Source organism: Burkholderia sp. Ac-20353 (genome assembly GCF_017104785.1).
GTDB lineage: Bacteria > Pseudomonadota > Gammaproteobacteria > Burkholderiales > Burkholderiaceae > Burkholderia.
The window spans coordinates 15837-39111 of sequence record NZ_JAAGPL010000054.1 but is presented as its reverse complement, the minus strand read 5'-3'; the positions used below and the strand labels follow the sequence as shown (position 1 = coordinate 39111).

The 23275-nt window shown below is 64.2% G+C and carries 19 protein-coding genes; all 19 read right to left on the bottom strand.

Annotated features, from left to right (window positions below):
* Window positions 1-17: 17 nt before the first annotated feature.
* Window positions 18-557, bottom strand: coding sequence for a F0F1 ATP synthase subunit delta (locus G3N94_RS17645; RefSeq protein ID WP_205793905.1), 540 nt, complete (start codon window positions 555-557; stop codon window positions 18-20).
* A gap of 2 nt (window positions 558-559) precedes the next feature.
* Entirely contained in the window at window positions 560-1030 is a 471-nt protein-coding gene (locus G3N94_RS17640; RefSeq protein ID WP_026045324.1) for a F0F1 ATP synthase subunit B, read from the bottom strand.
* 129 nt (window positions 1031-1159) lie between these two features.
* Window positions 1160-1432: a F0F1 ATP synthase subunit C gene (gene atpE / locus G3N94_RS17635; RefSeq protein WP_021160442.1), complete on the bottom strand. Its 273-nt coding sequence runs from the start codon at window positions 1430-1432 to the stop codon at window positions 1160-1162.
* A 75-nt stretch (window positions 1433-1507) separates the two neighbouring features.
* Complete coding sequence (gene atpB, locus G3N94_RS17630) at window positions 1508-2359, bottom strand: F0F1 ATP synthase subunit A (protein WP_205793904.1); 852 nt, start codon at window positions 2357-2359, stop codon at window positions 1508-1510.
* Window positions 2360-2472: 113 nt separating this feature from the next.
* The gene (locus tag G3N94_RS17625; RefSeq protein ID WP_205793903.1) at window positions 2473-3000 is read right to left on the bottom strand and encodes an ATP synthase subunit I; all 528 of its coding nucleotides are present in this window, start codon (window positions 2998-3000) and stop codon (window positions 2473-2475) included.
* A 523-nt stretch (window positions 3001-3523) separates the two neighbouring features.
* A complete protein-coding gene (locus G3N94_RS17620; protein ID WP_205793902.1) occupies window positions 3524-4654 on the bottom strand; it encodes an SLC13 family permease in 1131 nt (376 codons plus the stop codon).
* A gap of 13 nt (window positions 4655-4667) precedes the next feature.
* Entirely contained in the window at window positions 4668-5561 is an 894-nt protein-coding gene (locus tag G3N94_RS17615) for a ParB/RepB/Spo0J family partition protein (RefSeq protein ID WP_205793901.1), read from the bottom strand.
* Between the two features lie 31 nt (window positions 5562-5592).
* Complete coding sequence (locus G3N94_RS17610; RefSeq protein WP_205793900.1) at window positions 5593-6369, bottom strand: AAA family ATPase; 777 nt, start codon at window positions 6367-6369, stop codon at window positions 5593-5595.
* Between the two features lie 54 nt (window positions 6370-6423).
* Complete coding sequence (rsmG, locus tag G3N94_RS17605) at window positions 6424-7110, bottom strand: 16S rRNA (guanine(527)-N(7))-methyltransferase RsmG (protein ID WP_205793899.1); 687 nt, start codon at window positions 7108-7110, stop codon at window positions 6424-6426.
* The gene (mnmG, locus tag G3N94_RS17600) at window positions 7107-9077 is read right to left on the bottom strand and encodes a tRNA uridine-5-carboxymethylaminomethyl(34) synthesis enzyme MnmG (RefSeq protein ID WP_205793898.1); all 1971 of its coding nucleotides are present in this window, start codon (window positions 9075-9077) and stop codon (window positions 7107-7109) included. Before mnmG ends, rsmG begins: the two co-directional genes overlap by 4 nt.
* 3041 nt (window positions 9078-12118) lie before the next feature.
* Window positions 12119-12874: an ABC transporter ATP-binding protein gene (locus G3N94_RS17595; RefSeq protein ID WP_205793897.1), complete on the bottom strand. Its 756-nt coding sequence runs from the start codon at window positions 12872-12874 to the stop codon at window positions 12119-12121.
* A complete protein-coding gene (locus G3N94_RS17590) occupies window positions 12874-14658 on the bottom strand; it encodes a branched-chain amino acid ABC transporter ATP-binding protein/permease (RefSeq protein WP_205793896.1) in 1785 nt (594 codons plus the stop codon). Before G3N94_RS17590 ends, G3N94_RS17595 begins: the two co-directional genes overlap by 1 nt.
* Before the next feature lie 4 nt (window positions 14659-14662).
* Window positions 14663-15718, bottom strand: coding sequence for a branched-chain amino acid ABC transporter permease (locus G3N94_RS17585; RefSeq protein ID WP_205793895.1), 1056 nt, complete (start codon window positions 15716-15718; stop codon window positions 14663-14665).
* A 98-nt stretch (window positions 15719-15816) separates the two neighbouring features.
* Entirely contained in the window at window positions 15817-16974 is a 1158-nt protein-coding gene (locus G3N94_RS17580) for an ABC transporter substrate-binding protein (protein WP_205793894.1), read from the bottom strand.
* A 1187-nt stretch (window positions 16975-18161) separates the two neighbouring features.
* The gene (locus tag G3N94_RS17575) at window positions 18162-19133 is read right to left on the bottom strand and encodes a branched-chain amino acid ABC transporter permease (RefSeq protein ID WP_205793912.1); all 972 of its coding nucleotides are present in this window, start codon (window positions 19131-19133) and stop codon (window positions 18162-18164) included.
* Window positions 19133-20017, bottom strand: coding sequence for a branched-chain amino acid ABC transporter permease (locus G3N94_RS17570; RefSeq protein WP_124598921.1), 885 nt, complete (start codon window positions 20015-20017; stop codon window positions 19133-19135). The genes G3N94_RS17575 and G3N94_RS17570 overlap by 1 nt, the downstream gene beginning before the upstream one ends.
* Window positions 20018-20173: 156 nt before the next feature.
* Complete coding sequence (locus G3N94_RS17565; protein ID WP_205793893.1) at window positions 20174-21373, bottom strand: ABC transporter substrate-binding protein; 1200 nt, start codon at window positions 21371-21373, stop codon at window positions 20174-20176.
* 70 nt (window positions 21374-21443) lie between these two features.
* Window positions 21444-22199, bottom strand: a complete 756-nt coding sequence (locus G3N94_RS17560; protein ID WP_205793892.1) for an ABC transporter ATP-binding protein — start codon at window positions 22197-22199, stop codon at window positions 21444-21446.
* A complete protein-coding gene (locus G3N94_RS17555; protein WP_205793891.1) occupies window positions 22196-22975 on the bottom strand; it encodes an ABC transporter ATP-binding protein in 780 nt (259 codons plus the stop codon). Before G3N94_RS17555 ends, G3N94_RS17560 begins: the two co-directional genes overlap by 4 nt.
* Window positions 22976-23275 lie beyond the last annotated feature (300 nt).

Genomic DNA, 23275 nt, shown 5'->3' with positions numbered 1-23275 from the left:
GCGTGCCGGCGTGGCGCTCAGGCGGTCAACGCAGCCTGCATCGATGCGAGGCGCGCGCGAACCGAGGTGTCGAGCACTTCGTCGCCAACCGTCACGCGCACGCCGCCGATCAGCGACGAATCGACTTCGACCGTCGGCTTCAGCTTGCGCTTGAACTTGCGCTCGAGGCTGGACACGAGACCTTCGAGATCGGTCCCGTTCAGCGGGAACGCGCTGACGATGGTTGCGTCGGCGGCGCCTTCACGCTCGTTCTTCAGCTCTTCGAACTGCGTGGCGATTTCCGGCAGCAGCGCGATGCGATGATTGTCGACCAGCATCTGCACGAAGTTCTTCGCTTCGGCACCGGCCGCGAGCGGCGACTTCAGCGCGGCAAGCAGCAGCTCGGCCACTTGCGCGCGGGTCACCTTCGGGCTCGACGCGACGGACAGCACATCGGGCAGACGCGCAACCTGGGCCAGCTCTTGCACGAGCGTGGACCAGGCGGCGATGTCACCTCCCTCGGCCACGCGGAACAGCGCTTCTGCGTAAGGGCGGGCGATGGTTGCAAGTTCGGCCATGATCAGAGCTCGGCTTTCAGTTGATTCAGCAGTTGGGCGTGGGCCGTTTGATCGACTTCGCGCTTCAGGATCTGCTCGGCGCCCTTCACGGCCAGCGTAGCGACTTCGCCACGCAGCGTTTCGCGCGCCTTCACGATTTGCTGTTCTGCTTCCGCCTTCGCCTGAGCGACGATGCGGGCGGCTTCAGCCTGGGCATTGGCCTTGATTTCCTCGGCGACCGCCTGGGCACGCTTTTCAGCGTCGGCGATGCGCTGCTGGCCGTCGTTGCGGGCCTGCGCGAGTTCCTGGTCCACACGCTTGTGCGCTGCGTCGAGTTCCGCCTTGCCCTTTTCCGCGGCGGCGAGGCCGTCGGCGATCTTCTTCGAACGTTCGTCGAGGGCGTTGATCAACGGCGGCCACACGAACTTCATCGTGAACCACGCGAGGACCAGGAACACGACCATTTGCGCAAACAGAGTTGCGTTGAGATTCACGGTGTTTCCTTATCTGCTATTCCGGAAAAATGAAACGGTAAGGCGCTCATCGAGTTGCATTCGATCAGCGCCCCAAGTCTCCGTTCCGCCCTGCGCCGGCTTACGCCGGGCGCATATTTCCGAGGAACCTTAGCCTGCGACGAGCTTCGACAGGAGCGGGTTCGCGAACGCGAACAGCATTGCAACACCCACGCCGATCAGGAATGCAGCGTCGATCAGACCAGCCAGCAGGAACATCTTCGTTTGCAGCGGGTTGATGAGTTCCGGCTGACGTGCGCAGGCTTCGATGTACTTACCACCCATCAGCGCGATACCGATACAGGCGCCGATTGCACCCAGGCCGATGATGATGCCGATACCGATGGCGGTCAGACCCTGGATGTTGGCGATGTAAGCTTGCATGATCACTCCTTTGTGAAAAGACTTGGAACTGAGATTTAAAAAACTAAAACGGAAACTCTTGTTTGCACGCCGCGCTTAGTGCTTGTCGTGCGCCTGGCCGAGATACACCAGCGTCAGCATCATGAAAATGAATGCCTGCAACAGAACAATCAGGATGTGGAAGATTGCCCAGACGCTGCCCGCGATCACGTGGCCAATGAAGCCGAGGAACGTTGCGTCGCCACCGAAGCTCCACATGCTGCCGAGCAGGGCGATCAACAGGAACAACAGCTCACCCGCGTACATGTTGCCGAACAGCCGCATGCCGAGAGAGACGGTCTTCGCGAGATATTCGACGATGTTGAGCGCGAGGTTCGGGATCCACAGCAGCGGGTGGGCGCCGAACGGGGCCGACAGCAGCTCATGCACAAAGCCGCCCGCGCCCTTGATCTTGATGCTGTAGTAGATCATCAGGACGAACACGCCGAGCGCGATGCCGAGCGTGCCGTTCAGGTCGGCCGTCGGGACGATGCGATGGTGGGAAATCACGTCCGACAGACCGAGCAGGCCGATCACGCGGCCCGGCAGGTCGACGGGAAGGAAGTCGAGGGAGTTCATCAGCGCAACCCACACGAACACCGTGAGGGCGAGCGGAGCGATGAAGGCACGATTGCCGTGGACGATCGCCTTCGACTGGTCTTCGACCATCTCGACGAGCATCTCGATCGCGCACTGGAAGCGGCCCGGCACGCCAGGCGTCGCCTTGCGGGCGGCCAGTCGCAGCACGAGGATGGTGACGATGCCACACACGATCGACCAGAACAGCGTGTCGATATTCCAGACATGAATGTCGAAAATCGACGTCTGATGCGAGGTGGAGAAATTCTGCAAGTGGTGCGCAATGTACTCGGACGGATCCGGACCGCGCGTGCCTTCGCTAGCTGCCATATCGTTAATGCCACCCAAATTGTCGAAAATCGTTTTGCCCGATTCCGCAACATGTTATTGCGGGAACAGGCTGGCGCAGTTCCGTGTCGAAACCACGCGCTGCTTGTTCTTGCTTACCGCCAGGCCAGCGCGACCCAGTACGTCTTCAGCACGACGAGGTACGTGACGAGGAGCGGCACCCAGTGCACGCCGGGGTAGCCAAACGCCACCGCGGCAAACAACCCGATCGTCACGCCGAGCTTGAGGGCTTCGCCCGCCACCCAGCTCATCACGGTGGCCGAGCCACCCGCCTTCATTCGTGCCACGAACAACGCACTTGGCACCCAGCCGATCGCTCCGCCCAGAAACGCTGACAGCGCAGCGGCGCCCGGCGACTTGGAAAACAGCCACCACGCCAGCGTTGCTACCAGGGACAAGGCCACTTGCGTGATCACGACCTTGGAGGGCGTGATGCGCGAGGCCCGACCCACGTTCGGGCCGAACAGCTTCTCAGCCTCGGCCCGCGTGAGCGGAACGATATTGTCTTCCTGCTGCTCGGCGTCCCAGTCGTCGCCGGATGATTCGCGCCGCTCGCCGGCCGCTGAAGCGGTGCGTTGCGCGCGTTGATCATCGTGCCTTTCGTTCGGCGCCTGACCCGCCATCGCAGTCTTCCGCAAAATCCTGAACCCGGCCCCAAGCTTTCCGAAAGCTTTCAGGGGCGCCTAGCTAACAAATCCGGGCGATTGTAAGCGATAGTTGCAGGTGATTCAAGGCTTTAGACGCGACAAAAACCTGCGTAAAACGTCGCCTCATGATGTGAAAAACGCGCGATTCGACGACGTACGATGACAGTTGTAAGGTCAGTTTCTTGCACTGGTATTTCGCGCGCGAAGAAAATCGGTTTCGTGCAGGGGCCGCGGTGGCGGATGCGGGGAATGGCGGGTGCTTCATCGTGATCACTCGCTGTGGATTTCTTGCATGCGTCACTTCGGGTTGGCCACGGCACCCTCCCCTTCGCTGTGAATTGTTATCCACCGATATGGCGCTGTGCACACGGCACCACAGATGCGCCGCCGTGGATAGATCGCTAACGGACGCATCGCTCCACAGACAAGTCGCTGTGGACGCACTCTTGAAATGGTGCCACGAACCCCGCCTGTATCGCAGGTCTCTGCGCAGCAGCAGTTAACCGTGCGCGAGCAGCCACGCGCCGAGCACCGCGCTCGCGATCGCGAACGGAATCGACACGAGATGAAACGGCAGCCACATGCGCGGCTCCTTCGCCAGCCGCACCGCGATCAGGTTCGCAAGCGAACCGATCGCCACGCCGAAGCCGCCCACCGACACGCCGAACGCAAGCGCGCGCCAGTCTTGCGTGAATTCCGACAACAGGATCGCGGCCGGCACGTTGCTGATGCCTTGCGACAACACGGCGCCTGCCGCGAACACGCGCAGCGGCGAATCGAGACGCGCCTGCGCGATCGCGTCATGCACCGCCGGCAACGCGGCCGCGCTGCGCAGCACGACGAACATCAGCACGAAGATCAACAACAGCAGCCAGTCGATTTTCAACACGGCATCGCGCCGCACCGCGAGCAGCACGACGGCAACCGCAATCAGGCCGGGCAGCGCATGGTGTGCGTCGGCGAGCAGCACGAACCCCGCGAACAGCACGGCCGCGACAAGCGCGTGCATGCGCTGCATGGGCAACGCGACGACATCGCCGGACAGGTCGAGCGGCTTCGCGCGAAACGCGCAGGCAGTCAACGCGAGCAGCAGCGCCATCAGCGCAATCGCAAGCGGGCCGAGCGTGAGCACGAAGCGGCCAAACGACATGCCGCTCAACTGCCAAAGGAACAGATTCTGCGGATTGCCGAGCGGCGTCGCGACGGACCCCGCGTTGACGGCCAGCGCCACGACGATCACGAGCCGCCGGAATGGCAGCGGTGCCAGCGCGCGCAGCGAAACCATCAGCGGCACGACGACGAACAGCGCGACGTCATTGGTGAGCCACATCGCGAGCGCGGCGGCGAACACGACGAGCAGCATCGCAAGCGCACGCTCGGAATGCACGTGGTGCACGATGCGGTGCGCGAGCCACATCAGGCACCCGGAAAGCTCGAGCGCCTTCGTCAGCATCAGCAGGCCCGCAAGCGTCGCGACCGTCTGCCAGTCGACGAGATTCGCCAGCACTGCGAACGGTTGCGGGCGCAACCATTCCAGCAGGATGAGACCGACGGCCAGCACGGACAGCACAGGTTCCTGCGCGAGCCAGCCGAACCACCGGCGCAATGCCGGTGCGTCCGCATTGTTCATTGGCAACGCCTCGTTATTCTTCTGCCGTTACGTTCCCGCGCAAACGCGCGAGGATGCCCTCGAGCGCATCGAGGCTGCCGAAATCGATCAACACCTGCCCGCGTCCGCGGCGGCCGAGCTTGATCTTTACCGTCGACGCCAGCAGGTCGGACAGCTCTTCTTCGAGACGGCGCGTGTCGCGACCGCCATCGTCCTTCGCGCGCGCCTTGACCGCCGGCACTTCCTTCGTCGTCTGCGTGACGAGCTTTTCGGTCTCGCGCACCGACATCCGCTTGTTGACGACCTGGTGCGCAAGCGTGATCTGCGTCGCCGCATCGACCGCGAGCAGCGCACGCGCATGACCCATGTCGAGATCGCCGGCGAGCAGCATCGTCTGCACCGGCGCCGCGAGATTCAGCAGGCGCAGCAGGTTCGATACCGCGCTGCGCGAACGGCCGACCGATTCGGCCGCCTGTTCGTGCGTGAAATGGAATTCGTCGATCAGGCGCTGGATGCCGTGCGCCTCTTCCAGCGGATTCAGGTCTTCGCGCTGGATGTTCTCGATCAGCGCCATCGCGGCGGCGGCCAGGTCCGACACGTCCTTCACCAGCACCGGCACTTCGTCGAGACCGGCAAGGCGCGCAGCACGGAAACGTCGCTCGCCGGCGATGATCTCGTATTTGTCTGACGAAATAGGCCGCACCAGGATCGGCTGCATCACGCCCTGCGCGCGGATGCTCGCCGCCAGTTCCTGCAGGCTGCCCTCGTCCATCCGCGTCCGCGGCTGATACTTGCCGGCCTGCAGCTTAGCAAGCGCGAGCGTGTTCGGTGCGCCCTCGATCTTCACCGCTTCGGTGATGTCGGCGCTGCCACCGAGCAGCGCTTCGAGGCCACGCCCCAATCCTTTCTTCTTTGGCACCGCGTTCATGTCTTTCTTCCTTGCTTCGCTCGTGTCCGGATCACGCATCGAATGCGCGCACGCGCTCGATCATCTCGGCACCGAACTGGAGATAGGCTTGCGCACCACGCGAGCTGCGGTCGAACACAACACCGGGCAGACCGTAGCTCGGCGCTTCGGCCAGCCGGACGTTACGCGGAATCACCACGTCGAACACCTTGTCGCCGAAGTGCGCCTTCAGTTGATCTGAGACCTGCTGCTGCAGCGTGATGCGCGGATCGAACATCACCCGCAGCAACCCGATGATCTTCAGGTCGCGGTTCATGTTCGCGTGCACCTGCTTGATCGTGTTGACGAGATCCGACAGGCCTTCCAGCGCGAAGTACTCGCACTGCATCGGAATCACGACGCCGTGCGCCGCGCAAAGGCCGTTCAGCGTCAGCAGCGACAGCGTCGGCGGGCAGTCGATCAGGACGAAGTCGTAGTCGTCGGCGACCCGATCGAGCGCCGCCTTCAGCTGGCGCTCGCGGTTCTCGATGCCGATCAGCTCGATCTCCGCGCCGGACAGCTCACGGTTCGCCGGCAGCACGTCGTACGTCACCGATTCGGGCCGCACCCGTGCATCCGCGACCGACACGCCGTCGACCAGCACCTCGTACACGGTCGATTCGACACTGGCCTTGTCGATCCCGCTGCCCATCGTCGCGTTGCCCTGCGGGTCGAGATCGATCAGCAGGACCCGTTGCTCCTGCGCTGCCAGGCTTGCGGCGAGATTGACCGTTGTCGTCGTCTTGCCGACGCCCCCCTTCTGGTTCGCAACGCAGAAGATCTTTGCCATCGTTGATGTGTTCCTTCGTACCTTCAAACATTCGGCGCGCCACTTGGCGCGCCGTCAAATCGCTTCGTCTACGGTGACTTCGATCAGATGCCGTTCGGCATCGAGCATCGGCACCGCCAGCCGAATGGCCTGCTTCACGTGGCTGCCATCGGGCAACCGTGCAATCTCGTCGTCAGGGTGCACGCCCTTCATCGCCCAGATCGACCCGCCCGACGCAACCAGATGTCGAGCAAGTTTAACGAAGTCGGAGAGGTCCGCGAAAGCGCGCGATACGATCACATCGAATTTTTCCTGCACTTCGACACCAGGCTGCAGCGTTTCCACGCGACCGGTGACAACCGACAGGTTCGCGAGCTTCAGCTCGGCCCGGGTCTGCGTCTGGAAAGCGGATTTCTTCTGGACGATATCGTTCAGCGTAACCTGCCATTCCGGCCGAACGATCGCGAGCACGATACCCGGCAGCCCGCCGCCCGATCCGACGTCGAGCACGCGCGCCGACGCCCGGTCACGCAGATGGGGAACGATCGACAGCGAATCGAGGATGTGCTGAATCAGCATCTGCTGCGGATCACGGATCGCGGTCAGGTTGTACACCGCGTTCCACTTCGCCAGCAGCGCGACATAGTCGAGCAGCTGGTTCCGCTGCGCATCAGTCAGCGCGACGCCGAGCGTGTTTGCGCCGTCGGCGAGCATCCTCTCCAATACGTCCCGATTAGCCGCCGGCGCGCGACGCGCCGTCATTGCTGCGTCGGGACATTGCTGTCCCCCTGCTCCACGGCCGCTTCCGCGGTACCGTTGCGGCGGCCGAGGCCGCGGCGCTTCAGATGCACCATCAGCAGCGAAATCGCCGCCGGCGTGACACCCGAAATGCGCGATGCCTGTCCGATCGTTTCCGGCCGGAACTGATTCAGCTTCTGGCTCACTTCGAATGACAACCCGCGCACTTCGCGATAGTCGATGCCTTCGGGCAGTCGCGTGTTCTCGTTCGCGTCGTTGCGCTCGATCTCGCTCGCCTGGCGCTCGATGTAGCCCTGATACTTGATGCCGATCTCGACCTGCTCCTTGATCTGCGCAAGCAGGACCGGATCGTCGACCAGCGGCTCCGCCGGACCGCATTCGCCGCCCTTCAGGCCGCACACGCCGTCGTAGCTGACACCCGGACGGCGCAGCAACTCGGCGAGGCTATATTCGTGATCGATCGCCTTGCCGAGCAATGCCACTGCCTCGTCGGCCGGCAGCGTTTTCGGCGTGACCCACGTCGACTTCAGGCGCTCGGTTTCACGTGAAACAGCGTCGCGTTTCCGGCAGAACGCGTCCCAACGCACGTCGTCCACGAGGCCCAACTCGCGGCCGATTTCGGTCAGGCGCATGTCCGCGTTGTCTTCACGCAGGCTCAACCGATACTCGGCGCGGCTCGTGAACATCCGGTACGGCTCGGCGACACCGCGCGTCACCAGATCGTCGACCAGCACGCCGATATAAGCCTGGTCGCGACGCGGGCACCACGCTTCCTTTTCCTGCACGTACAAGCCTGCGTTGACGCCAGCCAACAAGCCCTGTGCGGCCGCCTCTTCGTAACCGGTCGTCCCGTTGATCTGGCCCGCAAAAAATAGCCCGTTGATCGCCTTGGTTTCCAGCGACGCCTTCAATGCACGCGGATCGAAGTAGTCGTACTCGATCGCATAGCCCGGACGCAGGATGTGCGCCTGTTCGAGGCCGCGCATCGAATGCACGAGCTCGAGCTGCACGTCGAACGGCAGGCTCGTCGAGATCCCGTTCGGATAGAACTCGTTGGTCGTCAGCCCTTCCGGCTCGAGGAAGATCTGGTGCGATTCCTTGGACGCGAAACGGTGAATCTTGTCCTCGATCGACGGACAGTAGCGCGGGCCGACGCCTTCGATCACGCCGGTATACATCGGTGAGCGATCGAGGCCGCCACGAATGATGTCGTGCGTGCGCTCGTTCGTGTGCGTGATCCAGCACGGCATCTGCTGCGGATGCTGCTCAGCGCGGCCCAGGAACGAGAACACGGGGATCGGATCGAGATCGCCCGGCTGCTCTTCCAGCTTCGAGAAGTCGATCGAGCGGCCGTCGATACGCGGCGGCGTTCCGGTCTTCAGCCGCCCTTGCGGCAGCTTCAGCTCCTTCAAGCGTGAGGACAACGTCACGGCAGCCGGATCCCCTGCCCGGCCGCCTGTGTAGTTGTTCAGGCCGACGTGGATCTTGCCATCGAGGAACGTGCCGGCGGTCAGCACCACGGCGCGCGCACGGAAGCGGATGCCGATCTGGGTGACGGCGCCCACCACGCGATCGCCTTCGACCATCAGGTCGTCCACCGCTTGCTGGAACAGCCACAGATTGGGCTGATTCTCGAGGCGGTGGCGGATCGCTGCCTTGTACAGGATGCGGTCGGCCTGTGCGCGCGTCGCACGAACAGCCGGGCCCTTCGACGAATTGAGGATCCGGAACTGAATACCGCCCTCGTCCGTTGCAGCGGCCATCGCGCCGCCCAACGCATCGACTTCCTTGACCAGATGGCCTTTGCCAATGCCGCCAATCGACGGATTGCAGCTCATCTGCCCGAGGGTTTCGATGTTGTGCGTCAGCAATAGCGTCTTCACGCCCATGCGGGCGGACGCCAGCGCGGCTTCCGTGCCGGCATGACCGCCGCCGACGACGATTACGTCAAATTCTGTGGGATAAAGCATGGCGGACTCCGTGCAGGACAGCGCACAGACCTTTCTGAGAAATGTATGGGCCGAATTATAGCGGGTTCGCTTTTCACCTGAAGACCGTCCGAATGGTAGGGTCCGTTCATTTCGCCGGTTTTCCGTCGGTTGACTGGCGAATCTGTGCGGCGCGATCGGCTACGGTGGTGAATCCGTGGGTGTCGGAACACTTTTTGCCCTGTGCAAGAAACTGCCCTGGAACAGGTTGCTGGAACACGGCGGACGTATCGGCTCGGGATCAAGACGAAGGATCGGCACGGTACTGTGCGCGCCGTCTCGGCCCCTGCTCACAGGGTTTCCAGCTGTTCTTCCAGCACTTATCCACTCGCCCAGGTCATCGGGATACCGGCGCCCGCATCGTCACACCGCAAACAAAAGCCGTGTGTTTCATGTGAAACATGCCCACCCGCTTGCCGCCGAACACCTCGGCCACGCCGCCTTCTGCGCCATCCCAAGGTCGATCTCACACTTGCGGATTCTGTACCAGCCCGGCCGCCGACCCTTCCGGCACAAACTTGCCAGCCTCCAGCACGTAGTCGCGAACGCCCTTTTCCCTGTGCAAGGACGTGCCCGAGAACAGGTCGTTGGAACACGGCGACTATCGGCTTCGGATCCAGATGAAGGCTCGACACGGCGCTGTAAGCACCGCTCCGGCCTAATCTCACAGAATTTCCAGCTGTTCGTCCGGCACTTATCCCCTGCCGGAGTCGCCGGAACACTCGCGCCCGCATCGTCACGCCTCAAACAATAGTGGCGGGTTTCATGTGAAACACGCCCCCTTTGCCGTCAAATACCCGCTCATGCGGCCTTCCACGCCATCTCATGGTCGACCTCTATCACTTGCGGACTCTCTGCCCGCCCGGCCACCGGCCCTTCCGGCACAAACTGCCAGTCTCAAGCACGCAGTCGCGAACACCCTTTGCTCTGTGCGAAGACCGACGCGGGGGGAACAGATCGGGAGAACACAGCGGCTATCGGTCCTGGATCAAGGCTACGACTCGGCCACGGCACTTGTGCGCACCGTCCCGTCCGCCCTCTCACAGGGTTTCCAGATGTTCGTTCGGCACTTATCCCCACGCCGGCGTCATCGGGACACCGACGCCAGCATCGTCACGCACCAAACAAAAGCGGCGTGTTTCATGTGAAACACGCCGCCCTTTGCCGTCGAATACCCGCTCATGCGGCCTTCCACGCCACCCCAAGGTCGATCTCTATCACTTGCGGACTCCCTGCCCGCCCGGCCACCAGCCCTTCCGGTACAAACTTGCCAGCCTCCAGCACGTAGTCGTGAACACCCTTCTTTCCTGTGCAAGGACCCGCCCAGGAACAGGTCGGTGGAACACGGCGACTATCGGCCCCAGAGCAAGACAATTGCGCGCCGTTCCGGCCCCATCTCACAGAGTTTCCAACTGTTCGTCCGGCACTTATTCCCTGCCGGAGTCACCGGAACACTCGCGCCCGCATCGTCACGCCTCAAACAATAGTGGCGGGTTTCATGTGAAACACGCCCTCTTTGCCGTCGAATACCCGCTCATGCGGCCTTCCACGCCATCCCAAGGTCGATCTCAATCACTTGCGGACTCCCTGCCCGCCCGGCCACCGGCCCTTCCGGCACAAACTTGCCCGCCTCCAGCACGTAGTCGTGAACACCCTTTGTCCTGCGCAAGGACGTGCCCGGGAACCGGTCGGTGGAACACCGCGACCGTCGGCTCTGGTTCCAGATGAAGGCTCCGCACGGCGCTGGGCGTACCGTCTCGCCCCCTGCTCACAGGGTTTCGAGCTATTCGTCCGGCACTTATCCCATCGCCGGAGTCCTCGGAACACCGGCACCCGCATAGTTACGCCCCCAGCAAGAGCGGCGTGTTTCATGTGAAACACGCCGCCGCTTGCCGCCTCATACCCGCTCATGCCGTATTCCACTCCGTCCCAGGTCGATCTCAATCACTTGCGGATTCTGTACGGCCCGGCCACCGACCCTTCCGTCACAAACTTGCCAGTCTCCAGCACGTAGTCGTGAACACCCTTTGCCCTGCGCAAGGACGTGCCCGGGAACAGGTCGGTGGAACACGGCGACTATCGGCCCCAGAGCAAGACAATTGCGCGCCGTTCCGGCCCCATCTCACAGGGTTTCCAGCTGTTCGTCCGGCACTTATCCCCTCGCCCAGCTCATCCGGACACCGACGCCCGCATCGTCACGCCCCAAAACAAAAGCGGTGTGTTTCATGTGAAACATGCCACCCTTTGTCGTCGAATACCCGCTCATGCGACCTTCCACGCCATCCCGAGGTCAATCTCAATCACTTGCGGACTCCCTGCCCGCCCAGCCATCACCCCTTCCGGCACAAACTGCCGGCCTCCAACGCGTAGTCGTGAACACCCTTTGCCCTGTGCACGGACGCGCGTAGGAACAGGTTGGTGGAACACGGCGACTATCGGCTCAGAATCAAGACGAAGGATCGGCATGGTGCCGTGCGCGCCGTGCCGGCCCTATCTCACAGAGTTTCCATCTGCTCATCCGGTACTTATCCCCTGCCCGACTCATCCGGACACCGACGCCCGCCTCGCCACACCCCAAACAAACGCAGTGCGTTTCATGTGAAGCATGCCCCCGCTTGCCGCCGGGTTCCTCGCGTAAGCCGCCGCCCTCACCGTCCCAAGATCGGATCTCAATCACTTGCGGACTCTGTAGCGGCCTGGCCATCGCCCCTTCCGGCATAAACTTGCCAGCGTCCTGCACGTAGTCGTGAATAACCTTTGCGCTGTGCAAGGACGCGCCCGAGTACAGGCCGGTGAAACACCGCGACTATCGGCTCTGGATCGAGACAAAGGCTCGGCACGGCGCTGTGCACGCCGCCTCAACCCCATCTCACAGGGTTTCCAGCTGCTCGTCCTGCACTTATCCCCGCGTCGGAGTCATCAGAACTCCACCCCAAGCATCCCCCACGCCAAACAAAAACGGCGCGTTTCACGTGAAACACGCCGTCCGCCCGCCGTCCATTTCCCGCCAACCACCCAACCAATCAAGCCGACTTCTTCACCAACCCAAGGTAGGTCTCAATCACCTGTGGGTTCTGCGCAAGCTCTGCCGCCGGCCCGTCCAGCGCAAATTCGCCCGTCTCGAGCACATAACCATAGTCGGAGATCTGCAGCGCTGCCCGAGCGTTCTGCTCGATCAGCAGCGTCGCAACGCCTGTGCCGCGCAGCGCGCTGATGATATGAAAAATCTCCTTCACGATCAGCGGCGCGAGCCCCAGGCTCGGCTCGTCGAGCATCAGCAAGTCCGGCTTGCCCATCAGCGCCCGCCCCACCGCCAGCATCTGCCGCTCGCCGCCCGATAGCGTGCCGGCCGCCTGATTGCGCCGCTCCTTCAGCCGCGGAAACAGCGCGAATACGTGATCGAGCTGGTCGAGGAAATTCGCTTCGCCGGCCTGTTTGCGCCGATAAGCGCCAAGCACGAGGTTGTCCTCCACCGACATCGTGCTGAACAGCTCACGCTTTTCCGGCACGAGGCACATGCCGCGCGCGACGCGCTGCTCGATCGGCAGCACGCTGACGTCCGCGCCGCGATACACGATCGCGCCCGACGCGTGCCCCGTCACCGGCAGCGCGCCCATGATCGCGTTCAGCAGCGTCGATTTGCCGGCCCCATTGGGCCCGATCACGCTGACGATCTGGCCCGCGCCAACCTTGATCGCCGCACCGTGCAGCGCCTCCACCTTGCCGTACCGGACCGCCAGCCCGCGCACATCGAGAATCGGCATCGTCGTGTCCGTCATCACTCCACCCCGCCCAGATACGCTTCGAGCACCGCCGGATCCTGCTGCACGTCCTGCGGCAGCCCTTCCGCGATCCGTGTACCAAACTCCATCACCACCAGCCGATCCGTGAGATTCATCACGAAATCCATGTCGTGTTCGACGAGCAGCACGCTCATCCCTTCCGCCTTCAGCCGTCGCAGCAAGTCCGCCAGCTGCTGCTTCTCCTTGTAGCGCAGGCCAGCGGCCGGTTCGTCGAGCAGCAGCAGCGTCGGGTCGCAGCACAGCGCGCGAGCAATCTCGAGGATCCGCTGCTGGCCGAGCGCAAGGCTCCCCGCTTCGTCGTACATGTGGTTCTCGAGGCCGACGCGGCGGATCTGGCGGGCCGCCTCGGCCAGCAATTGCGCCTCCTCGTGTGCGTTGAGCCTCGCGATGCTGCGCCAGACGCCCGTCGTACCGCGCAGATGCGCGCCGAGCGCGACGTTTTCCAGCACGGTCATGCCCGGCAGCAGCTTCACGTGCTGGAACGTGCGGCCGATCCCGCGCCGCACGATCTCGCGCGACGTCAGGCCGTCGATCCGCTCGCCACGGAACGTGATCGCGCCACCCGTCGGCTGCAGCACGCCCGTCACGAGGTTGAACGTGGTCGATTTGCCGGCGCCGTTCGGCCCGATCAGGCCGATGATCTGCCCTGCGTTGACCTCGAAGCTCACGTCGTTGACGGCCACGAGCCCGCCGAACTGCTTGCGCGCATTGTCGACGACGAGCAGCGCTTCGCCGGTTGCCGGCTTGGTGCGCTGCGGCAAAGGATCGGCGTCGTGCGGCGCATGCGCGCGCGGTCCACGTGGAAACAGCCTCGCGACGAACGGCCATACGCCCTGTCGCGCGTACTGCAGCAGCAGCACCATCACGACGCCGAACACGATGATCTCGAAGTTGCCTTCCGCGCCGAGCAGCTTCGGCAGCAGCGTCTGCAGGTAATCCTGCAGCACGGTGAGGATCGCCGCCCCGAGCACCGCGCCCCACACGTGCGCGACGCCGCCAACCACCGCCATGAACAGGAATTCGATCCCGTGGTTCAGGCCGAACGGCGTCGGATTCACCGCACGCTGCAGGTGTGCGTACAGGAAGCCCGAAATCGCCGCGAGCACCGCCGCATAGACGAAGATCACGACCCGCATCCACGCGGTATTCACGCCCATCGCCTCGGCCATCACGCCGCCGCCGCGCAGCGCGCGGATCGCGCGGCCCGGCCGGCTGTTCAGCAGGTTCTGCACGGACACGATCGCCGCCAGCACCACCGCCCAGATCAGGAAATACAGGCTGCGCCCGCTGTCGAGCACGATGCCGAACAGGTTTAGTGCGGCGATGCCATTGATCCCGTCGTACTTGCCGAGCAGCTCGAGATTGCCGAACAGGTAGAACAGCGCGAGACCCCACGCGATCGTCCCGAGCGGCAGGAAGTGTCCGGACAGCCGCATCGTCACCGCGCCCAGCACGAGCGCGACGAGCGCCGTCAGCACGACGCCCGCGATCAGCGCGAGCCATGGCGACACGCCATAGGCTGTCGTCAGGTAGGCGGTCGCATACGCGCCGATCCCGACGAACGCGGCCTGTCCGAAGCTCGTCATCCCGCCGACGCCCGTCAACAGCACGAGCCCGATCGCGACGATTGCATCGAGGCCGATGTAGTTCAGCAGCGTGATCCAGTATTCGGGCACCCGCAGCACGCCAGGCAGCACCGGCAGCGCGAACAGCACCACGAGAAACACCCAGAACGTCTTGTTGCGCACCATCGTCTTCATCGCGTCACTCCTCGTCCTCTTCCGCGTGCGGCGTCGCGAAGCTGCGCCACAGCAGCACCGGAATGATCAGCGTGAACACGATCACTTCCTTGTATGCACTCGCCCAGAACGACGAATAGGATTCGAGCACGCCGACGAGCAGCGAGCCCGCCGCCGCGAGCGGATAGCTGACGAGCCCGCCGATGATCGCGCCGACGAAGCCCTTCAGGCCGATCAGGAAGCCCGAGTCGTAGTAGATCGTCGCCAGCGGCCCGACTAGGATGCCGGACAGCACGCCGAGCCCCGCCGCGAGCGTGAACGCAAGGCGCCCCGCTTCCGTCGTGCCGATGCCGACGAGCCGTGCACCGAGCCGGTTCACCGACGTCGCGCGCAGCGCCTTGCCGGCGATCGTACGGCCGAAGTACAGGTACAGCGCCGCGATCATCACGAGCGCCGTGACGACCACCAGGATGCTCTGCAGCGAGATCGTCAAGCCGCCGACCGACAGCGACGCATCCGCGAACGCATTCGTGCGCGAACCTTCGGCGCCAAACATCACGAGCCCGAGGCCCACCATCGCGAAATGGACGGCGACCGACACGATCAGCAGCAGCAGTGTCGTCGCCTCGGCCACCGGCTGGTAGACGAGCCGGTAGACGAACGGCCCCATCGGCACGACGATCGCGAGCGTCAGCGCGATCTGCGCAAGCATCGGCAGCGGCTGCGCGGCAACGCTGCGCGTGACCGCGAACACCGCGAGCGGCATCAGCACGTAGCGGCTGCCAAGCGTCGTCAGCGTGCGCCCGAGCGCGTGACGTCGTTCGCGATGCCGGACCAGGCCGCCGACTTCAAGCACGAAGCACGCGATGCCCATCACGAACAGCAGCCAACAGGTGGCGGGGAATTTCTGCGCCTGCAACGCGGCCAGCGTCAGCGCACCGTAGGCGACGAACTCGCCCTGGGGAATGAAGATCACCCGCGTGACGGAAAACACCAGCACGAGCGCCAGCGACAACAATGCATAAATGGCGCCGGTCGTGATGCCGTCTTGCGCGAGGATCGCCGCAATCGAGAGATCCATACGTTTCGTGTATCGAGAAGGCTGCGGGAAAAACGGCGATCGCCGGCCGGCGCGCAGCATCCTTCACGACGCGCGCGCCTGCCCTGTTCACGTGGAACTCACTCGGCCTGCAGCTTCCACTTGCCGTCGACGATCTGCACCATCACGCGCGCGCGCGTATCGAAGCCGTTGTGATCGGTCGGCGTCGTGTTGATCACGCCGTGCGATACGGGCAGATCCTTCACGCTCTCGAGCGACGTGCGCAACGCTTCGCGGAACGCCTCGGTGCCCGGCTGGCCCTTCTTCAGCGCGTCCGGAATCGCCCGCTGCAGCAGCATGCCGGCATCCCACGCATGGCCGCCGAACGTCGACACCGAACCCGCGCCGTACGCCTTCTCGTAAGCCGCCTTGTATGCCTGCGACGGCTTCTTCACCGGATTCGAATCCGGCAGCTGGTCGGTCACGAGCACGGGGCCCGCCGGCAGGATCTCGCCGTCGCAATCCTTGCCGCACACGCGCAGGAAGTCGTTGTTCGCGACGCCGTGCGTCTGGTACACCTTGCCCTTGTAGCCGCGCTCCTTCAGCGTCTTCGCCGGCAATGCTGCCGGCGTGCCCGAGCCGGCGATCAGCACCGCGTCGGGGTTCGAGCCGATCAGCTTCAGCACCTGCCCCATCACCGACGCATCCGTGCGGTTATAGCGCTCGTTCGACAGGATCTTGATCCCGTTCCGGGCGGCCGCCGCGTTGAACGTGTTGTACCAGCTGTCGCCGTATGCGTCGGCGAAGCCGATGAAGCCGACGCTCTTCACGCCGTGCTTCGCCATGTAGCCGGCGATCGCATCGGCCATCAGCTGGTCGTTCTGCGGCACCTTGAACATCCACGCGCGCTTCGCGTCCATCGGCGTGATGATCTGCGCGCTCGCCGCGAGCGAAATCGCCGGCGTCTTGCCCTGCGACACCGGATCGAGCATCGCGAGCGAGTTCGGCGTGACCGACGAACCAATGATCGCGTCGACGTGGTCCTCGTCGATCAGCTTGCGCACGTTCTGCACCGCGCGGCTCGTGTCTGACGCATCGTCGAGCACGATGTACTGCACGCTCTTGCCGGCGATTTCCTTCGGCAGCAGCGCGATCGTGTTCTTTTCCGGGATGCCGAGCGACGCGGCCGGCCCGGTCGCCGACAGCGTCACGCCGATCTTCACCTGCGCCGACGCCGTCGCCGCCGCGCACACGAGGCCTGCGGCGAGCACGGCCTCCATCCATCGATTCATTTTCATTACGTGTCTCCAAACGCTGCTCGAAAAATCCTCGGGGCGCGCGGGCGGCGCCCGACTCTCAAACAAGTTAATAATTTAACTATCCCGCATGACCACGCCTACGCTCGTTTTCCCGTGAAACGCCCTCCAGCCGGCACCGCACCGCTCGCGGCGCAGTACGGCGCGCGACGGCACCGTGCAGGCCCATCAAAGGCCACTCCAACGCCGATCGCAGGTCGTTGCGCACGAAACGGGCGTACGCAACGATCTGCGGCCGCCGTGTCGCCAGGATGAAGGAGTCGGGATCGCCATCAGGAAAGGGCCGAAGCAATGGCAAGCCGCCGGGCTGCGGGGCCGCGGCGTGATGCATGCATGAAGAGCATGGTCGGCAGGTCGTGCAATGGAATACGGGGCGCTCATGCGTGTCGGGCACACGCTGGATCGACGAGAATCGCGTCATGCGCCTTCCGCGCCCACGCAAGGACGTGCGCGCCGGTCATGGGGGCCGGTGCAGCCGCAACCGCAGCGGATCTCCGCATGCCGGCCCGCACGTGCACGTGTGGCACCGCCTCTGCGGCCTTGGCCGCCACGTTGACTCCGATCCGTCGCGCTGCGCTTCTCATCCAACCGCACTCCTTCTTCTGCATTCTGCTTGTAGGAGAACTGCCGACCGTATTCCCGACCGCTCAGTCGGTGAAAGGCGAGTGTAACGGACGCGTTCCGGGTGCGCCAACCGGGTAAGCCCGAAGCATGCACGCGGGTTCGCGTCGTGACGTGATCGTGAAACGAGGGAACGGAGAGACAGTGCGCCGGACAGCGACTGCATGACGGAACGCGCGCCCCGCCGATGCACCATCGCCAGGAAAACGCGCACACAAATGAAAAAGCGCTGTTGGATTCCGTCCAACAGCGCTTTGGGTTCGGGCACTTTGTGCCTCGATTGTCTCCTCGTTCTCCACCTGCAAAATCGTTTCGCGGTGCATCAGAACTGAGACGAAGATTAAAGGAGCTTTCATACTGCGGCAACTTAGCATTTACCCCTATGGTGCATCGCCGCACGAAAATGGGGCAGCGGCTGGCCACGCCACGCCGGCCGGCGAGCACGTCGATGCATGCGCAACCATCGTTCGATGGTGCTTCGCATCAACGCGCGACCACTGCCTGCCCACATCCCGAACGCTTGCGAATACCCGACGCAAAACGACCCGTCAGGCCCGGAGCGGCTTGTATCGCGCGATCATTTCGCCGACGATCCCGCGCCGGAACGCGAGCACGCACGCGATGAAGATCAGCCCGGTGACGATCGTCGCGGACTCGCCGAGCGAGTGAAACCAGCCGATGCCCGTCAGCGACGCGAGCCATTCGCCGATGTCGCCGAGCCTGTCCTCGAGCGCGACGATCAGCGCCGCGCCGACCAGCGGGCCGAACAGCGTGCCCATCCCGCCGACGAGCGTCATCAGCACGACGAGGCCCGACATCGTCCAGTACGCGTCGGAGAGCGTCTCGAAGCCGAGCACGAGCACCTTCAGCGCGCCGGCGAGCCCCGCGAGGCCGGCCGACAGCACGAACGCGAGCAGCTTGAAGCGGTCCGTATCGTAGCCGAGCGAAATCGCCCGCGCCTCGTTCTCCTTGATCGCGACAAGCACCTGCCCGAACGGCGAATGAACGACCCGCACGATGAACGCGCACGCGGCGACGATCACCGCGAGCACGACGTAGTAGAGCGCGAGGTCCGACGACAGGTCGAGCACGCCGAACAGCCGGCCGCGCGGCACGCCCTGCAGGCCGTCCTCGCCGTGCGTGAACGGTGCCTGCAGGTAGATGAAGTACACCATCTGCGCGAACGCGAGCGTGATCATCGCGAAGTAGATACCCTGCCGACGGATCGCGAACAGGCCGACGACGAGCCCGAGCAGCGTCGCCGCGGCGGTGCCCGCGAGCACGCCGAGCTCGGGCGTCGCGCCGAGCGTCTGCATCGAATAGCCGGTCAGGTAGCCGGCCGTCGCGAGGAACATCGCGTGGCCGAACGACAGCAGCCCCGTATAGCCGATCAGCAGGTTGAACGCGGCGGCGAACAGCGCGAACGTGAGCACCTTCATCACGAACACCGGATACGCACCGATGAACGGCGCGGCCAGCAGCGCGGCCAGCAGCACGCCGTAGAGCACTTTTCTCTGCATCATTTTTCCTTGCCGAAGAGGCCTGCCGGACGGATCAGCAGCACGATCGCCATGATCACGAACACGACCGTCGCCGACGCCTCCGGATAGAACACCCGCGTAAAGCCCTCGATCACGCCGAGCATCAGGCCCGTCAGGATCGAGCCGAGGATCGAGCCCATCCCGCCGATCACGACCACCGCGAACACGGTGATGATCATCGGCTGGCCCATCAGCGGCGACACCTGGATCACCGGCGCGGCCAGCACGCCCGCGAACGCGGCAAGCGCAACGCCGAAGCCGTAGGTGAGCGTGATCATCATCGGCACGTTCACGCCGAACGCCTCGACGAGCTTCGGATTCTCGGTGCCCGCGCGCAGGTACGCGCCGAGGCGGGTCTTCTCGATCACGAACCATGTCGCGAGGCACACCGCGAGCGACGCGACGACCACCCACGCGCGATAGTTCGGCAGGAACATGAAGCCGAGATTGGTCGCACCGGCGAGCTGCGACGGCACGTCGTACGGCTGGCCCGACGAGCCGTAGACCGAGCGGAACACGCCCTCGACGACGAGCGTGAGGCCGAACGTCAGCAGCAGCCCGTACAGGTGGTCGAGCTTGTACAGCCAGCGCAGCATCGAGCGCTCGATGACGATCCCGAACACGCCGACGACGAGCGGTGCGAGCACGAGCATCGCCCAGTACGGCAGCCCGAAATACGACAGCCCCATCCACGCGAGCATCGCGCCGAGCATGAACAGCGCGCCGTGCGCGAAGTTGATCACGTTGAGCAGCCCGAAGATCACCGCGAGCCCGAGGCTCAGGATCGCGTAGAACGAGCCGTTGACGAGCCCGAGCAACAGCTGGCTCAGCATCGCCGGCAACGGAATGCCAAAGATTTCCATCGATTCTGCCGTCACAGTGAGGTTCGTTGCGCACGCAACCAGAGTGTAGCGCACGCGCAAACGCACGCACATGAGGCAACGGCGGGGGCTGCGGCCGCCCCGCCCTGCCTGCCCGCCGCCGCGACGCGCATCACGCTGCGCGCCGCGACAGCCCGCTTACTTCCACAGCGCGCAGCGCGTTTCCTGCTTCGTCGTGAATGCCTGTTCGCCCGGAATCGTCGCGAGCACCTTGTAGTAATCCCAAGGCTCCTTCGATTCGGACGGCTTCTTCACCTCCATCAGATACATGTCGTGGATCATGCTGCCGTCGGTGCGGATATAGCCCTTCGCGTAGAAGTCGTTGATCTTCAGCTTCTTCAGCTCGGCCATCACCTTGTCGGAGTCGGTCGTGCCGGCCGCCTGCACCGCCTTCAGGTAGGTCGTCACCGACGAATAGTCGGCGGCCTGCAGGCTCGACGGCATCTTCTTCATCTTGCCGAAGTAGCGCTGCGCCCACTGGCGCGACACCGGATCGCGGTTCCAGTACCAGCTGTCGGTCAGCACGAGGCCCTGCGTCGTCTCGAGGCCGAGGCTGTGCACGTCGTCGATGAACATCAGCAGCGCGGCGAGCTTCATCGTCTTCGTGATGCCGAATTCCTTCGCGGCCTTGATCGCATTGATCGTGTCGCCGCCCGCGTTCGCCAGGCCGAGGATCTGCGCCTTCGACGATTGCGCCTGCAGCAGGAACGACGAGAAGTCCGACGCGGACAGCGGGTGCCGCACCGCGCCGAGCACCTGGCCGCCGTTCGCCTTCACGACGTCCGACGTGTTCTTCTCGAGCGCCTTGCCGAACGCATAGTCGGCAGTCAGGAAGAACCACGACTTGCCGCCCTGCTTCACCACCGCCGAGCCCGTGCCCTTCGCGAGCGCCATCGTGTCGTACGCGTAGTGCACCGTGTACGGCGTGCACTGCTCGTTCGTCAGCGTGTCCGCGCCCGCGCCGATGTTGATGTAGACCTTCTTCTTCTCCGCGGCGACCTGGTTCATCGCCAGCGCGGTCCCCGAGTTCGTGCCGCCGACGAGCAGGTCGAGCCCGCCGCGATCCATCCACTCGCGCGCCTTCGACGCCGCGATGTCCGCCTTGTTCTGGTGATCCGCGTACACGACCTCGATCGGCTTGCCGAGCACCTTGCCGCCGAAGTCGGCCACCGCCATGCGGATCGCCTCGAGGCCACCCTGCCCGTCGATGTCCGCGTAAAGCCCCGACATGTCGGTGATGAAACCGATCTTCACGGTGTCCGCGGCCTGCGCGGCGCCGGCGGTGAACGCGGCGGCCGCGAGCCCGAGACAGGCGCGCGCGAGGGTCTTCATTTTCATTGACGTCTCCTGTTCTTCTGATGCGTTGTGGTTATTCGAGGGCCGCCACGGCTAGCGGCCGGAGGTGGCGTCACACGCCGAGCAGGTCGTGCAGGACCGGCATCTTGCTTTCGAGCTCGGCCGCGCCGAAATGCTCGACGATCCGGCCATGCTCCATCACGTAGAAACGGTCGGCAAGCGGCGCGGCGAAGCGGAAATTCTGTTCGACCATCACGATCGTGTAGCCGCGCGCCTTCAGCGTCAGGATCATCTTCGCGAGGGTCTGCACGATCACGGGCGCGAGGCCCTCGGAGATCTCGTCGAGCAGCAGCAGGTTCGCGCCGGTGCGCAGGATCCGCGCGACCGCGAGCATCTGCTGCTCGCCGCCCGACAGCCGCGTGCCCTGGCTTTGTCGCCGCGTCGCGAGGTTCGGAAACATCGCGTAGATGTCGTCGAGCGACATCGCGTGCTCGCGCGGCCCGATCAGCGGCGGCAGCATCAGGTTCTCCTCGCACGACAGGCTCGAGAAGATCCCGCGCTCCTCCGGGCAATACCCGACGCCGAAATGCGCGATCCGGTGCGTCGACAGGCCGATCGTCTCGTTGCCCGCGACCTTGATCGAGCCGTTGCGCCGGCCGGTCAGGCCCATGATCGCGCGCAGCGTCGTCGTGCGGCCCGCGCCGTTGCGGCCGAGCAGCGTGACGACCTCGCCGCGGTGCACGGTCAGGTCGACGCCATGCAATATGTGGGATTCCCCGTACCAGGCTTCGAGGCCCGAGATCTCCAGCGCAGGCGTGCCGCTTTCGACGCCGCTCAATTCGCGTTCCTCCCGTTCGCTGCGCTTCATGCGTGCGCCCCCGCGAGCGCCGCGTCGGCACTGCCCATGTATGCCTCCACGACGAGCGGGTTCTTCGACACCTCCGCGTACGAGCCCTCGGCGAGCACCTCGCCGCGCTGCAGGACGGTGATCGTGTCCGAGATGCCGGCAATCACGTTCATGTTGTGTTCGACCATCAGGATCGTGCGGCCGCTCGCGACCTTCTTGATCAGCGCCGTCACGCGATCGACATCCTCGTGGCCCATTCCTTGCGTGGGCTCGTCGAGCAGCATCAGTTCGGGCTCCATTGCGAGCGTCGTCGCAATCTCGAGCGCACGCTTGCGCCCGTATGCGAGCTCGACGGTCGGCACGTGCGCGAAATCGGTGAGGCCGACCTGCGTGAGCAGGTCCATCGCACGGTCGTCGAGTGCCTTCAGCGAGCGCTCGCTGCGCCAGAAATGGAATTCGGTGCCGAGTGCGCGCTGCAGGCCGAGGCGCACGTTCTGCAACGCACTCAGGTGCGGAAACACTGCGGAGATCTGGAACGAACGGATGATGCCGCGCCGCGCGACCTGCGCGGGCCGCTCGTGCGTGATGTCGATGCCGTTGAAGACGATCTGGCCCGCCGTCGGCGTCAGGAATTTGGTCAGCAGGTTGAAGCAGGTCGTCTTGCCCGCGCCGTTCGGTCCGATCAATGCATGGATCGAGCCGCGCCGCACACGCAGGTTGACGCCGTTCACGGCGGTGAAGCCCTTGAATTCCTTCGTCAGTCCGCGTGTTTCGAGAATCGTGTCGCCGAGAATCATGTTCCCTTCCGTACGAAGTCAGGCGAAGCACTGGGAGGAGTCGCGCAAGCGGCCGCGAACATGTCAGCGGATGTGTAAGGCTGCCCCCGAGTTTTGTGTCACGCCCGGAGGGTGGTCTCCCGCGCCGGCGCACATGCACACTGCGGAACATTGTCGCGCCGTTGGTGCAGTGCAATCATCGGGATTTGCACTTATAGGGCTGGCCGCTATATCGAACGGATCGGAACGCCGTTTTACGGAATGTTTTTTTTCGCGATACGTGCCGTTCGCATTGCGCGTGCGCGTGCAGCCACGCCGCTG

Excerpts from the sequence above, each read along its gene's own strand:
- G3N94_RS17645 (WP_205793905.1), bottom strand. The coding sequence starts at position 557 with ATGGCCGAACTTGCAACCATCGCCCGCCCTTACGCAGAAGCGCTGTTC.
- atpE (WP_021160442.1), bottom strand. The coding sequence starts at position 1,432 with ATGCAAGCTTACATCGCCAACATCCAGGGTCTGACCGCCATCGGTATC.
- atpB (WP_205793904.1), bottom strand. The coding sequence starts at position 2,359 with ATGGCAGCTAGCGAAGGCACGCGCGGTCCGGATCCGTCCGAGTACATT.
- G3N94_RS17625 (WP_205793903.1), bottom strand. The coding sequence starts at position 3,000 with ATGGCGGGTCAGGCGCCGAACGAAAGGCACGATGATCAACGCGCGCAA.
- G3N94_RS17620 (WP_205793902.1), bottom strand. The coding sequence starts at position 4,654 with ATGAACAATGCGGACGCACCGGCATTGCGCCGGTGGTTCGGCTGGCTC.
- G3N94_RS17615 (WP_205793901.1), bottom strand. The coding sequence starts at position 5,561 with ATGAACGCGGTGCCAAAGAAGAAAGGATTGGGGCGTGGCCTCGAAGCG.
- G3N94_RS17610 (WP_205793900.1), bottom strand. The coding sequence starts at position 6,369 with ATGGCAAAGATCTTCTGCGTTGCGAACCAGAAGGGGGGCGTCGGCAAG.
- rsmG (WP_205793899.1), bottom strand. The coding sequence starts at position 7,110 with ATGACGGCGCGTCGCGCGCCGGCGGCTAATCGGGACGTATTGGAGAGG.
- mnmG (WP_205793898.1), bottom strand. The coding sequence starts at position 9,077 with ATGCTTTATCCCACAGAATTTGACGTAATCGTCGTCGGCGGCGGTCAT.
- G3N94_RS17595 (WP_205793897.1), bottom strand. The coding sequence starts at position 12,874 with ATGACGGACACGACGATGCCGATTCTCGATGTGCGCGGGCTGGCGGTC.
- G3N94_RS17590 (WP_205793896.1), bottom strand. The coding sequence starts at position 14,658 with ATGAAGACGATGGTGCGCAACAAGACGTTCTGGGTGTTTCTCGTGGTG.
- G3N94_RS17585 (WP_205793895.1), bottom strand. The coding sequence starts at position 15,718 with ATGGATCTCTCGATTGCGGCGATCCTCGCGCAAGACGGCATCACGACC.
- G3N94_RS17580 (WP_205793894.1), bottom strand. The coding sequence starts at position 16,974 with ATGAAAATGAATCGATGGATGGAGGCCGTGCTCGCCGCAGGCCTCGTG.
- G3N94_RS17575 (WP_205793912.1), bottom strand. The coding sequence starts at position 19,133 with ATGCAGAGAAAAGTGCTCTACGGCGTGCTGCTGGCCGCGCTGCTGGCC.
- G3N94_RS17570 (WP_124598921.1), bottom strand. The coding sequence starts at position 20,017 with ATGGAAATCTTTGGCATTCCGTTGCCGGCGATGCTGAGCCAGCTGTTG.
- G3N94_RS17565 (WP_205793893.1), bottom strand. The coding sequence starts at position 21,373 with ATGAAAATGAAGACCCTCGCGCGCGCCTGTCTCGGGCTCGCGGCCGCC.
- G3N94_RS17560 (WP_205793892.1), bottom strand. The coding sequence starts at position 22,199 with ATGAAGCGCAGCGAACGGGAGGAACGCGAATTGAGCGGCGTCGAAAGC.
- G3N94_RS17555 (WP_205793891.1), bottom strand. The coding sequence starts at position 22,975 with ATGATTCTCGGCGACACGATTCTCGAAACACGCGGACTGACGAAGGAA.